The following is a 12,987-nucleotide window of genomic DNA, read 5'->3' as shown; positions in this document are numbered from 1 at the left end:
GGGGGCGGGATGGGAACCGGGCTTTAGCGGAAGCGCCCCCGAAACGAAAACCGCCGCCCCGTTGCCGGGACGGCGGTTTCGCGTCGATTGGTTCGGGTAGGGCTTAGAAGCCGAACTTGACCGAACCGATGACGGTACGCGGGAAGCCGACCGAGAAGTTCGGGTTGCCCGAGCGCGCATCGACCTGCGTGCTGATGTTGCCGAAATAGCGTTCGTCGAACAGGTTGCGGACGTTCAGCGCAAGGCTGGTCTTCGGCAGGCCATAGTCTTCGAGGCTGAAGCGGGCGTCGAGGTCGACCAGCGTATAGGCGCCGACTACGACGTCGTTCAGGTCGGTGGCGAAGCGTTCGTCGACCCACTTGCCCTGCACGCCGAGGTTCACCGGACCGTAGTTGAACTCGGCACGACCGCCGAACTGCCATTCGGGAGTTTCGGTGACCTTCTTGCCCCGGGTCGCGACGACCGTGGTGCCGGTGGTCTGCACGTTCGAGAGCAGTTCGGTGTGGGTGTACGACGCGATCGCCGTCAGCCCGACCCAGCTCGCCGGACGCACGGTGACGGTGCCGTCGAAGCCATAGCTTTCCACCGCACCGATGTTGCGGTCGAACGAAATGCCCTGTTCGAAGTCGAACGAGGTCACGATGCGGTTCTTGTACCCGATGTACCAGCCCGTCAGCTGCGACTGCACGACGCGGCTGTTGTAGCGGAGGCCGAGGTCGAACGAGTCGGTCTTTTCCGGCTGCACGTCGATGAACGGCGCGCGGTACAGGTTGTCGGTACGCGGCGCCGAGAGACCCTTGGCGTAGCTGCCGAACATGCTGAGGTTGGTGTCGACGAAATTGTAGGTGAAGCCGACGTTCGGCAGGATCGCGTCGTACTTATAGTTCTGCGCATAGGGTGCGTAGAGCGGCTGCGGATTGCCCGTGCTGGTGAACGTGCTGCCCGGCTGAATAATGACATAGGGCTGCGTGCCGGTGACGGTCGGGTTCGGAATCGGCTGGCTGGAGCAATAGGCGAAGCCGTCGCGTGCCTGGATCGGGCAATAGGTTTCCAGATCACGCTTGAAGAACGGCACGCGCACACCGGCCTGGATGGTAAAGGCGCGATCGAAGAAGCGGCCGATATATTCGCCCGAAATCTGGTTCAGCAGGGCGACCGACTTGCGGTCGCGCTGGGTGATCTGGAACCCGTCGGCGGCGAGCACCGGGCGACCGTTCCGACCCGAGAACGGGTTTTCCGGCATACCGTTCGAATAGAGATAGCCCCATTCGCCGGTCTGACGATGCTGGGCATTGTCATAGGTATAGGCGACGCGGACGCGCTGATCTTCGGTAATGTCGTACCGCAGCGACGCGATGCCGGTATAGCGGTTGGTGTTGGTGATGTTCGGCGAGAAGAAGCGCACGGTGTCGCGGAAATCGCCGTCTCCGTTGAAGTCGACGCCCTGCGAGCCGGTCAGGCTACCCTTGGCGCGCGCATCGTTTTCGGCCAGCGTCGACGTACCGCCGCCATGGGCGAGGACATACTGGTACGACCCGTCGAGGGTCAGCGTCAGCCGGTCGGTCAGCGAGAAGCGCGAATTGGCGCGGACGTTGCCGGTGTTCGACGGGTTGATGCGGACGCCGTAATAGTTCGAACAGTTCGCGGCGGCCTGCGCCGTGCCGTTCACCGGGGTCGGTACCGTGCAGAACGCATCGTTTTCGATATTGTTGACCGTTTCGAACTGGCTGTTGTTCAGGTCGAGGCGGATCGGGTTGTCCGGGGTCGCCGCTGCGTTGGCGGCGATGACACCGGCGGGTAGGGCGTTGCGGATATCGCTGAGCGTCGGGTTGCGATACTGGTTGTTCCGGTTCTCGTTATAGTGACCCGAGACGCGGATGAAGTCGCCGTTGTCGCCCAGCGGCTGATAGATGCCGGCGTTGAACTGCTGCTTGCGGATTTCGCCCGGACCGCGGAACTTGTCGTTCGACGCCTTCGACGCCGACAGGAAGGCGCGGGTGCCGAACGAGGTCAGGTTGCCGGTTTCGATCAGGCCGAACACGCGGTGGAAATCGAAATCGCCGTACGATGCGACCATCGTCGCCGACAGCTTTTCCGACGGGATCAGCGTGCGATAGTTGATCGTGCCGCCCGACGACGACGCGGTCGGGCTGTCGATGTCGGTGGCGCCGAGATTGACGTTGATCTCGTCGACCAGCTCGGGGTCGAGCTGCTGGTTCGAATAGATGGCATAGTTGCCCGAATCGTTCAGCGGGAAACCGTCGAACGTCAGCGAGACGCGGTTGCCGTCGAAGCCGCGGATACGGATGTTGCCGCCCGACGAACCGAACGGATCGCTCTGGGTGAAGTTGACGCCGGGAACGATGTTCAGCGCGTCGAGGACCGTGTTGCCCGGTGCCTGCTTGGCGAGGAATTCCTGATCCAGCACGACCCGTGCCTTCGGACCGTCAGGGATCTTGATGCCGTCGACGCCATTGTCGGCGCGCGTGCCGGTGACGACGATATCTTCCGATTCGAAATCGGTCGAACCGGTCGACTGCGCAAAGGCCGAGGCCGGGAGCAGGAGCGCGGCAAAGGCCACGCCGGCATAGAGCTTGGTGTTCATAGGTCCCCTTGGGTCGCTAATGGGTGGCGCGACTCGGTACGCTGGTTCAGGCGGTGTCGTTCACCGTCCCGGCGCCAATGGACGCCCCATATTTCTATTTTGCGACAACCGGAAGCGGGGGCGTCAGTCTCTTTTGATGCGTTGCAAAAACGTCACGTCGTCGCGGCGGATACGATCTGCGCCCATGCCGCTTCGTCGATGACGCGGATGCCCAGTTCCTCGGCCTTCGCCCGTTTCGAACCGGCATCGGCACCGACCACGACGAGGTCGGTCTTCTTCGATACCGACCCGGCAACGCGGGCGCCGAGCGCGTCGGCCTGCGCTTTCGCCTCGTCGCGGCTGAGCGTTTCGAGCTTGCCGGTGAAGACCACGGTCTTGCCGGTCAGTTCGCTCTGCGTGGTCGTGTGGACGATGTCTTCCGGCCTTACCTCGCGCAGCAGGTCGGCGACGACGTCGCGATTGTGCTTTTCGGCGAAGAAGGCGAGCAGCGCGTCGGCGACTTCGGGGCCGATGCCCGCCGTCTCGACCGCCGCGACCAGCGCGCGGCCGCGCCGCAGCGCGAACTTGCGGTCGTCCTCGCCGATGGCGGGCAGGGTCGTGCGGCGGACGTGCAGCGCGCGGCGGATCATCGCCGCGAAGTCCCTGGCCGAGGTCCAGCGGCGGGCGAGGTCGCGCGCGGTCACTTCGCCGACATGGCGGATGCCGAGCGCGAACAGGAAGCGGTCGAGACCGATGGTGCGGCGGGCATCGATCGCCGCCAGCAACTTGTCGACGACGAGGTCGGACATGCGCTCGCGTTGGACCAGCGCCGTGCGGTGGGTGTGCAGGCGGAAGATGTCGGCGGGCGAGCCGATCAGTCCGTCGCGAAAGAATTCCTCGACCCGCACCAGCCCCAGCCCGGCAATGTCGAAGGCGTGGCGCGAGACGAAATGGATCAGCCGCTCGACCCGCTGCGCCGGGCAGACGAGCCCGCCGGTACAGCGCACCACGACTTCGCCTTCGCCGCGTTCGGCGAGCGAGCCGCAGTCGGGGCATTCGGTCGGGAAGGTCCAGGGCGCGCGGGCTTCGTCGCGGGTCAGGTTGTCGACGATCTGCGGGATGACGTCGCCGGCGCGCTGCACGACGACGCGGTCGCCGGGACGCACGCCGAGCCGCTCGATCTCGTCGGCATTGTGCAGCGTGGCGTTGGTGACGACGACGCCGCCGACCGTCACCGGCTCCAGCCGTGCGACCGGGGTGAGGGCGCCGGTGCGGCCGACCTGAATGTCGATCGCCTTCAGTGTCGTCTGGGCGCGTTCGGCGGGGAATTTGTGGGCGATCGCCCAGCGCGGCGCACGACCGACAAAGCCGAGCCGCTCCTGCCAGTCGAGCCGGTCGAGCTTGTAGACGACGCCGTCGATATCGAAGGGCAGGTCGGCGCGTGCCGCCTCGATCGTGCGATAGACGGCGAGCGCCTCGGCCGTACCGTCGCAGCGTTGAAAGGCGTCGGCGATCGGGAAGCCCCAGTCCTTCAGCGCGGCGACGACGCCGCCCTGGGTATCGGCGGGGAGCGCCGCGACCTCGCCCCAGCCATGCGCCAGGAATTTGAGCGGGCGCGACGCGGTGACGGCGGCGTCCTTCTGTCGCAGCGAGCCGGCGGCGGCGTTGCGCGGGTTGGCGAACTGGCGCGCCTTGGCCGGGTCGACGGCGTCGGTGAGCAGCCGGGCGTTCAAGGCAGCGAAATCGTCCTTCGCCATATAGACCTCGCCGCGGACCTCGAACACGTCAGGCGCGGCGGCGGGCAGGGTCTGAGGAATGTCGGCGATGGTCGCGACATTGGCGGTGACGTCCTCGCCCACCGCGCCGTCGCCGCGGGTCAGCGCGCGGACCAGCCGGCGCCCTTCATAGCGGAGCGAACAGGACAGGCCGTCGATCTTCGGCTCGGCGGTCAGCGCCACCGCCGCGTCGTCGGACAGGCGCAGGAAGCGGCGGATGCTGGCGACGAATTCGGCGACATCCTCGTCGGCGAAGGCGTTGTTGAGGCTGAGCATCGGCCGGGCATGCGCGACCTTCGCCAGATGCCCCGACGGGGCGGTGCCGACGCGCAGTGAGGGGGAGTCGGTGCGGACCAGCGCCGGAAACGCCGCCTCGACCGCGCGATTGCGGCGGACCAGCGCGTCATAGTCGGCATCGGTCAGGACCGGCGCATCCGCCCCGTGATAGGCGGCATCGGCCTCGGCGATCCGTTCGGCCAGTTCAGCCAGTTCGGCGGCGGCTTCGGCGTCGGTGGCGGGCAGGGGCGCGGTGGTCATGGCCGATCGCTACCCGCTGTGCGGGCGGGCGATCAAGGGGAAGGGCTATTCCTTGCGGCGGATGGTCATGCGCCGTTCGACGACGATCGGGCGGTCGAAATGCAGCCCGGCGCGGCCGTCCTCCGCCCAGCGGACGGTGGCGGCGGTCCAGTGGCCGCCGCCGGTGTCGATGCGGATGACCGATCCGATCGCGCTCTCGCCAAAATCGACGAGGTCGATCAGCGCGCCGGTGGTCGACAGATCGCGGATACGCGCCGGGCGGCGGCGGCCATCGACCTCGATCGTGGTCGAGCGCAGCATCCGCGTCCGCGCGGCGCGTTCGGCCTTGGGCCCCTGCGGGCTGAGCGCGCCGCCCTCGCCCAGCAGCCGTGCGGCGGCGGCCGCCCCGTCGAGCGGTGCGCCATAGACCGGTCCGGCGACGTCGGTGCAGCCCAGATCGCGCAGCACCGCCAGTTCGTCATGATATTCGACGCCCTTGGCCGTGGTTGCGATGCCGAGCAGGTCGGCGAGCGTCACGATCGATCGGACCACGGCGGCGTTGCGCCCCTCGGGATCGCTGACCCCGCGCACGAACGAGCGGTCGAGCTTGATCCGGTCGAAGGGCAGGCGGCGCAGGCACGACATCGACGCCTGTCCCGCCCCGAAATCGTCGAGTGCCAGGCCGACTCCGACCCCCTGCAACGCGGCGAAGGTCGCGACGGCGCCGCGCATGTCGCGCAGCACGCTCGCCTCGGCGATGCTCAGTTCCAGCCGCCCGGCGGGCAGGCCCGAGCGCGCGACGGCATTGGTCAGGATCGCGGGCAGCGCCGGATTGGCGAGTTGCGCCCCCGACAGATGGATCGACAGCCGCGTATCGCCGGCCCATTTCGCCGCATCGTGACAGGCGGTGCGCAGGACCCATTCGCCGATCGCCTCGATCAGCTTGCATTCCTCCGCTACGCCGAGGAACGCGTGCGCCGGCAACGTGCCGCGCGTCGGATGTTCCCAGCGGACCAGTGCCTCGAACCCGGTGATCCGGCCGCCGTCAAGCGTCACGACCGGTTGGTAGACGAGGCGCAACTGGTCGAGTGATAGAGCGAGGCGCAGGTCCTCCTCCATCTGCTGGCGCGAACGTGCACCCTCCAGCAGCGTGTCGTGAAAGAAGCGGTGGACGCCGCGCCCGGCATCCTTGGCGGCATAGAGCGCGAGGTCGGCATGGCTGACCAGCACGTCGGGCGTTGCGCCGTCGTCGGGCGCCACAGCGATGCCGACCGAACAGCCGATCGACACGGTATTGCCGTCGATGAAATAGGGTTGCGACAGCGACGCGATGATCCCTTGCGCCAGCGATGCCATCTGCGTCCGGTTGCCCATGCGCGGCAGGATTACCTGAAACTCGTCGCCGCCCAGCCGCCCGACCAGCCCGGCATTATCGACGATGCGCAGCAACCGCTCGGCAACCTGTTTGAGCAGCGCGTCGCCGACCGGATGGCCGAGCGTGTCGTTCACCGCCTTGAACCGGTCGAGGTCGAGCAGGAACAGCCCGGCGCCGTCATAGCCCAACTGGGCCAGCGTCTGGTCGAGCGAAATGCGCATCCGCTGCCGGTTGGCGAGTCCGGTCAGGCTGTCGAACAGCGCAAGGCGGGTGATTTCCGCGTCCGACTGGCGCACCGCCGCCATGTCGGTGCCGGTGCCGACGAACCCCTCGAACCGGCCATACGGGTCGGTGAACGGGCTGCCGGACACGCTCCAGCTGCGCTCCTGCTCGCCGGCGATGGCGGGGGTGACCGCATAATCGGTGAAGGCGGTACGCGCCGAAAGGTGAAAGGCGATGGTACGTTCCGAATCATCGGGTCCAGGTTCGGCCCCGGCGATGCGCAGCAGATCGGTCAGCGCGGCACCGAGCGGATCGACGTCGCCGGCGACGAATATGTCGGCGATCTTGTCGCTGAGATAGACGACCCGGCCATGGCGATCGGTCTGCCAGAACCAGTTGGGGCCGTGATCCTCCGCCTCGCGGATCAGCCGCGCGGCGCGGTCGTCGGGCAGGCGCACCGAATCGTCGGGGCGCTGAACCCACGATCGCAACGCCGCCTTCATTCCACCGATCGCCAACTGCCCGCCCCTTCGCTTGTGGGGTGTAGGATAGCGGCGCATCGTGAACGAATTCTTTGCATGGCGCGGCTTCCTGCCTGTAGGGCAGTACGGAAAATGACCGATATGGACCCGCAGATGACCGTCACCATCACCGAAGCCGATCTGATCGACAGCGTCGCCGATGCGCTGCAATTCATCAGCTATTACCACCCGATGGATTATATCCGCGCGCTGGGCGAAGCCTATGCTGCCGAAACTTCACCGGCGGCCAAGGACGCGATTGCGCAAATTCTGACGAACAGCCGGATGTGTGCCGAGGGGCATCGCCCGATCTGTCAGGACACCGGCATCGTCACGGTGTTCGTGAAGTGGGGCCAGAATTGCCGCCTCGACAGCGAGCGGTCGTTGCAGGAGGTCGTCGACGAGGGTGTGCGCCGCGCGTACCTGCACCCCGAAAACAAGCTGCGCGCCTCGATCCTCGCCGATCCGGCGTTCACCCGTCGCAATACCAAGGACAATACGCCGTCGGTGCTGCACGTCGAAATGGTGCCCGGCGACAAGGTGCATGTCGATGTCGCGGCCAAGGGCGGCGGGTCGGAGAACAAGTCGAAGTTCAAGATGATGAACCCCAGCGATTCGATCGTCGACTGGGTGCTGGAGATGATCCCGCAAATGGGCGCCGGCTGGTGCCCGCCGGGCATGATCGGCATCGGCATCGGCGGCACCGCCGAAAAGGCGATGCTGCTCGCCAAGGAATCGCTGATGGCGCCGATCGACATGGGCCAGTTGAAGGCGCGCGGGCCCCAGACCGATGTCGAGGCGCTGCGCATCGAACTGATGGACAAGGTCAATGCGCTCGGCATCGGTGCCCAGGGCTTGGGCGGGCTGTCGACCGTGCTCGACGTGAAGATCCTCGACTGGCCGACCCATGCCGCGTCGAAGCCGGTGGCGATGATCCCGAACTGCGCCGCGACCCGCCACGCACATTTCACCCTCGACGGCTCCGGTCCGGCCTATCTCGAACAGCCGAACCTTGCCGACTGGCCCGAGGTCCACTGGACGCCGGACAAGGCGGCGATCCGCGTCGATCTCGACACGCTGACGCCCGAGGTTGTCGCGACGTGGAAGCATGGCGACCGGCTGCTGCTCAACGGCAAGATGCTGACCGGCCGTGACGCCGCGCACAAGCGGATCGCCGACATGCTGTCGAAGGGCGAGGAACTGCCCGTCGATTTCCGCGGCCGTGTGATCTATTATGTCGGGCCGGTCGATCCGGTGGGCGAGGAAGTGGTCGGGCCGGCCGGCCCCACCACCGCTACTCGCATGGACAAGTTCACGCGCATGATGCTCGATCAGGGCCTGCTGGCGATGGTCGGCAAGGCCGAACGCGGCGCGGATGCGACGAAGGCGATCGCCGACGCCAAATCGGCCTATCTGATGGCGGTCGGCGGCGCGGCGTATCTCGTCGCGCGGGCGATCAAGGGCTCGAAGGTCGTCGGCTTCGAAGATCTCGGCATGGAAGCGATCTACGAGTTCGAGGTGCAGGACTTCCCCGTAACCGTTGCGGTCGACAGCGAAGGGCAGAATGTCCACCACCTCGCGCCCTTGGTGTGGCGCGAGAAGATCGCGAAGGAACGGTTGCTCGAGGGGGCATGAGGCTCGCCGTCGTCCTTCCCGCCGGTGCGAGAAGGACGATGGGGCAGGGGTGCGCCTGCCCCGGCGAAGGCGAGACTTGCCCAAGAAGCCAATCCGCCGTGTCCCCGCGAAGGCGGGGACCCAGGGCCACATTCGCAAGCCGTTGTTTTGCTCGGCTCTGGACCCCCGCTTCCGCGGGGGTACGGCGGACTCGGCAGTATAGGTAGCGAACGTCCGCAAAGGGCTCGCCTCCGCTGGAGGGCGCCTCTGTCGGCCGGGCGCTACACCGGGTTCGTCTCCGCCGTCAGCGCATCGATGAACCGCTTGCGCCACCAGATCACGTCCTCGTCGACGACATTGTCGATCATCGCCTGCCAGCGCTCGATCCGTTCGGCGCGCGGCATGCGCAATGCCTTGTCGATCGCGTCGGCCATGTCCTCGGCACTGTACGGGTTCACCATCAGGGCGCCGACCGACAACTGTTGCGCCGCCCCGGCGAAGCGCGACAGGATCAGCACGCCCGGATCGCGCGGGTCCTGTGCCGCGACATATTCCTTCGCGACCAGGTTCATGCCGTCGCGTAAGGGAGTCACCAACCCGATCCGCGCCGCGCGGTAGATGCCGGCCAGCACCTCGCGCGGATAGCCCTTGTTCACATAGCGGATCGGCACCCAGTCGGTATCGGCGTACGCGCCGTTGATCCGGCCCGACAGCTGCTCCAGCGTGTTGCGGATGTCGCGGTACGTCTGCACCGCAGTGCGCGACGGCGGCGCGATCTGCAACAGATAGACCAGCGCCCGCCGGTCGGGATGGTTCTGCAGGAAGCGTTCGTAGCCGGCGAAGCGTTCGGGCAGCCCCTTCGAATAATCCAGCCGGTCGACGCCGACGATCAGACTGCGGCCGACCGCGCTTTCGAGCTGGTTGAGCTGTGCCGCGCGCGCGACCGGACCGGCGGCCCCGGCGATGAAGTCCTTCGCCTCGATCCCGATCGGGCAGCTGATCGCGCAGATGGTGCGACCGCCGACGGTGACCGAATTGCCGTCGATCGTCCCGTCCATCTCTTCGCGGACATAGTTGAAGAAGCTGTCGAGCCATTCCTCGTTCTGGAACCCGACCACGTCATAGGCGAACAGCGCCTCCACCATGCGGCGGTGATCGGGCAGCGCGGTCAGCAGCCGGCGCGGCGGCCACGGAATGTGCAGGAAGAAGCCGATGCGGTTGGTGATCCCCTGTTGCCGGAGCACCCAGCCGAGCGGGATCATGTGATAGTCATGGACCCAGATCAGGTCGTCGGGTTCGATATGCGGGCCGATGCGTTCGCCGAACACCCGGTTGACGCGCTCATAGCCGCCCTGGAAATCGCGTTCGAACTCGGTCAGGTCGAGCCGGTAGTGGAAAAGCGGCCACAAGGTGCGGTTGGCGTACCCGTCATAATATTCCTCGACGTCCTGTTCGGACAGATCCATCACCGCGCTGGTGACGCCGCCATAGGTCTGGAACCGGAGGTCGCGATTGTCGCCGGTCTCGCCCGACCAGCCGAACCAGATACCGTCCTCTTCCGCCAGCGCGGCGTTGAGTGCGACGGCCAGCCCACCCTGCGCCCCGCCGCCGGTGCCGGGCTGGGGAGCCTGCACCCGGTTCGAGATGACGATCAATCGACTCATCGTACGACATTCCATGACTTGCTCAGCAGGACGGCGGAATTGATCATGCCGACCAGCGAGTAGGTTTGGGGATAATTGCCCCAGAGTTCCCCGGTTTCGGGGTCGATATCCTCGGACAGAAGCCCGGCGGGCGTGCAGCGCGACAGCATCTCCTCGAGCAATTCGCGCGCATCCTCGTCGCGGCCGGTCGCGTGCAGCGCCTCGATCAGCCAGAAGGTGCAGACGTTGAACGCGGTATGCGGCAGTCCGAAATCATCCTCGATCGCATAGCGCAGCATGTGGCTGCCGCGCCGCAGCCCCTTTTCCACCGCATCGAGCGTGCCGATGAAGCGCGGGTCGTCGGGGTCGAGGAAGCGCAGGTCGAGCAGCTGGATGATGCTTGCGTCGAGATCGTCGCCGCCGAAGGTCGCCGACATCCGGTTGGTCTCCGGCCGCCACGCCTCGCGCTCGATCTTGGTGCGCATCGCGGTCGCCCGGTCGCGCCAGAAGGTCTCGCGCTCGGTGAGGCCGAGCGTGCCGGCGACATTGGCCAGCCGGTCGCACGCCGCCCAGCACATCGCCGCGCTATAGGTATGGACATGGCTCTTGGTGCGCAATTCCCACAGGCCGGCATCGGGCTTGTCATATGCCTGCCAGGCCCGCTCGCCGATCGGCTCCAGCGCCTCGAAATCGGCCTGCTTGCCGACACGGAACAGCCGCTGGTCGAAGAAGCCCTGCGCATTGGACAGGATGATCTGGCCGTACGCGTCGTGCTGGACCTGTTCATACGCCTGGTTGCCGACGCGCACCGGGCCCATGCCGCGATATCCGTCGAGCCCCTCCGCCTCGCGCTCAACCAGCGTCGCCTCGCCACCGACGCCATAGAGCGGCTGGATCTGCCCATCGGCGGCATTGTCGACGATGTTGCGGAGATATTCGAGATACCCCTCCAGCACGTCGAGCGCGCCCAAGCGGTTCAGCGCCTGCACCGTATAATAGGCGTCACGAATCCAGCAGTAGCGATAGTCCCAGTTGCGCCCGCTATCGGCATGTTCGGGGATCGAGGTGGTCAGTGCGGCGACGATCGCGCCGGTTTCCTCATGCTGGCACAGCTTCAGCGTGATCGCGCTGCGGATCACCGCCTGCTGCCATTCGACCGGCGTGGCGAGGCCGCGAACCCAGTGACGCCACTCGTCGATCGTGTTCTTCAGCATCCGTTCGATCGATGCCGGAATTTCGTCCGAAAAACTCTCGTCCGGTCCGAGAAAGAAATGCAGCGTGCGTTCGACCCGGAACAGCCGCTCGTCCTCGATCCAGCCGACCGGTGCGCTGGTCGAAAGGCGGATCGCCTCGCCATCCAGCAGATAGCGGATATGGTTCGACCCGCGGGTGCGCGGGGCGGGGGCGCTGCCCCAGTCGATCGACGGGCGCAGCCGCATGCGGATGCGCGGGGAACCGGACAGCGGCCGGACGATCCGGCAGAACGCGACCGGTCGATACATGCGGTCGTGCCGTTTGAAGCGCGGGCAGAAGTCGACGACCTCGATCGCATTGCCCGCGGCATCGACATGGCGCGTGACCAGCACCGGCGTGTTGCGGATATAGCTTTGCTGCGTCTCGACACAGCCGTCGAGGTCGATCTCCCAGAAGCCATAGGCGCCGTCCGAACCGCGCCGCCGGTCGTCGAGCAGCGACGAAAACGCCGGGTCGCCATCGACCCGCGGCAGGCATCCCCACACGAACCGGCCGTTGCGGTCGACCAAAGCCGACACTTGGCAATTCCCGATCGGCCACAGGTCCATCGTCGCGGTCATGCGTTCGTCTCCAGCCAGCCCAGAAAGGATGCGACATCGTCGAGGCGATAGGTCGCAGCGGTATCGCGCATCGGCCCGATCAATATGCCGGCCCCGCCATGATGCGCCGCAACGATCATGCCCGGTTCGTCGGTCAGATCATCGCCGACGAAGATCGGCGGATGCCCGGCAAAGGGGGCGCTTTCGCACAGCGTCGCGATCGCCGTGCCCTTGTCATGGCCGTCCATGCGCAACTCGATCATCATCTTGCCAGCCTGCGTCGTCAGCCCGTCGCGCTGCGCGAAGGCATCGACCAGGGCGTGCGCCTCCTGTTCGACCTCAGGAGCGCCGCGATAATGGATCGCGACGCCCAATGTCTTGATCTCGATCACAATGCGCGGATCGTCGCCGAACCGGTCCTCGAACGCGCGTTCGGCGGCGGTCAGGCTGGCGGGGCGATCGGGCAGCAGCGTGGTACCCCCGGCAGGGCGGATCTCCGCGCCATGGCTGCCGACCACTGCGTAACCAGCGATCGTCTGTCCCAGGAACCCGTCAATCTGTTCGATCGACCGCCCGCTGACGATCGCCACCCGCCCGTCCAGTCGCTCCGCCAGCCGATGCAGCAGCGAGCGCAATGCGTCGCCGACCACCACGCCATCGGGGCGTTCGGCCAGTTCGACCAGCGTGCCGTCGAAATCGAGGAACAGGCCGGCATCGTCGAGCAGGCCGGCGGGCGGAGCGGGAAGGTCTGGGTACGCCATCGGTCCGATGAACGCGGCGCGGGTCGGAATCGTTTCGCAGGTGCAGTGTATTTTGGTGAACGGTCTTCGGCGCGTACGGTCGCTCGAGGGTTTTGATCCGGGGACCTGCTGTCTGACCGAAGGACCAGCCGAAGACGTAGGTGACCGCCAATCCGGGGGTGGCGAACCCGGCGTGCAGCCAGT

Annotated in this window: 7 protein-coding genes; 1 reads left to right on the top strand and 6 read right to left on the bottom strand. The window is 66.5% G+C overall.

Annotation, left to right across the window (positions count from 1 at the left end; translation table 11 throughout):
- Positions 1–103: 103 nt before the first annotated feature.
- The 3 genes from ACTHQV_RS09540 to ACTHQV_RS09530 form a co-directional block, all read right to left on the bottom strand.
- Complete coding sequence (locus ACTHQV_RS09540; RefSeq protein WP_440489864.1) at positions 104–2,605, bottom strand: TonB-dependent receptor; 2,502 nt, start codon at positions 2,603–2,605, stop codon at positions 104–106.
- 152 nt (positions 2,606–2,757) lie between these two features.
- Complete coding sequence (ligA, locus tag ACTHQV_RS09535; protein ID WP_440489863.1) at positions 2,758–4,896, bottom strand: NAD-dependent DNA ligase LigA; 2,139 nt, start codon at positions 4,894–4,896, stop codon at positions 2,758–2,760.
- Positions 4,897–4,941: 45 nt separating this feature from the next.
- Entirely contained in the window at positions 4,942–6,990 is a 2,049-nt protein-coding gene (locus tag ACTHQV_RS09530) for an EAL domain-containing protein (RefSeq protein ID WP_440489861.1), read from the bottom strand.
- A 117-nt stretch (positions 6,991–7,107) separates the two neighbouring features.
- On the opposite strand from ACTHQV_RS09530, the gene ACTHQV_RS09525 reads away from it, so the two are divergent.
- Positions 7,108–8,628, top strand: coding sequence for a fumarate hydratase (locus tag ACTHQV_RS09525; protein WP_440489949.1), 1,521 nt, complete (start codon positions 7,108–7,110; stop codon positions 8,626–8,628).
- A 260-nt stretch (positions 8,629–8,888) separates the two neighbouring features.
- Here ACTHQV_RS09525 and ACTHQV_RS09520 read toward each other — a convergent pair whose 3' ends face one another.
- The 3 genes from ACTHQV_RS09520 to otsB are packed head-to-tail and all read right to left on the bottom strand — an operon-like array spanning position 8,889 to position 12,804.
- Positions 8,889–10,271, bottom strand: a complete 1,383-nt coding sequence (locus tag ACTHQV_RS09520) for an alpha,alpha-trehalose-phosphate synthase (UDP-forming) (RefSeq protein ID WP_440489859.1) — start codon at positions 10,269–10,271, stop codon at positions 8,889–8,891.
- The gene (locus ACTHQV_RS09515; protein WP_440489857.1) at positions 10,268–12,064 is read right to left on the bottom strand and encodes a glycoside hydrolase family 15 protein; all 1,797 of its coding nucleotides are present in this window, start codon (positions 12,062–12,064) and stop codon (positions 10,268–10,270) included. The genes ACTHQV_RS09520 and ACTHQV_RS09515 overlap by 4 nt, the downstream gene beginning before the upstream one ends.
- The gene (gene otsB / locus ACTHQV_RS09510) at positions 12,061–12,804 is read right to left on the bottom strand and encodes a trehalose-phosphatase (RefSeq protein WP_440489856.1); all 744 of its coding nucleotides are present in this window, start codon (positions 12,802–12,804) and stop codon (positions 12,061–12,063) included. Before otsB ends, ACTHQV_RS09515 begins: the two co-directional genes overlap by 4 nt.
- Positions 12,805–12,987 lie beyond the last annotated feature (183 nt).

The organism is Sphingomonas sp. SAFR-052 (assembly GCF_051965015.1).
Lineage (GTDB): Bacteria > Pseudomonadota > Alphaproteobacteria > Sphingomonadales > Sphingomonadaceae > Sphingomonas.
This window is presented reverse-complemented; position numbering and strand designations above follow the sequence as displayed.

Coding starts and splice junctions, on each gene's coding strand:
- ACTHQV_RS09540 (WP_440489864.1), bottom strand. CDS start 2,605: ATGAACACCAAGCTCTATGCCGGCGTGGCCTTTGCCGCGCTCCTGCTC.
- ligA (WP_440489863.1), bottom strand. CDS start 4,896: ATGACCACCGCGCCCCTGCCCGCCACCGACGCCGAAGCCGCCGCCGAA.
- ACTHQV_RS09525 (WP_440489949.1), top strand. CDS start 7,108: ATGACCGTCACCATCACCGAAGCCGATCTGATCGACAGCGTCGCCGAT.
- ACTHQV_RS09520 (WP_440489859.1), bottom strand. CDS start 10,271: ATGAGTCGATTGATCGTCATCTCGAACCGGGTGCAGGCTCCCCAGCCC.
- ACTHQV_RS09515 (WP_440489857.1), bottom strand. CDS start 12,064: ATGACCGCGACGATGGACCTGTGGCCGATCGGGAATTGCCAAGTGTCG.
- otsB (WP_440489856.1), bottom strand. CDS start 12,804: ATGGCGTACCCAGACCTTCCCGCTCCGCCCGCCGGCCTGCTCGACGAT.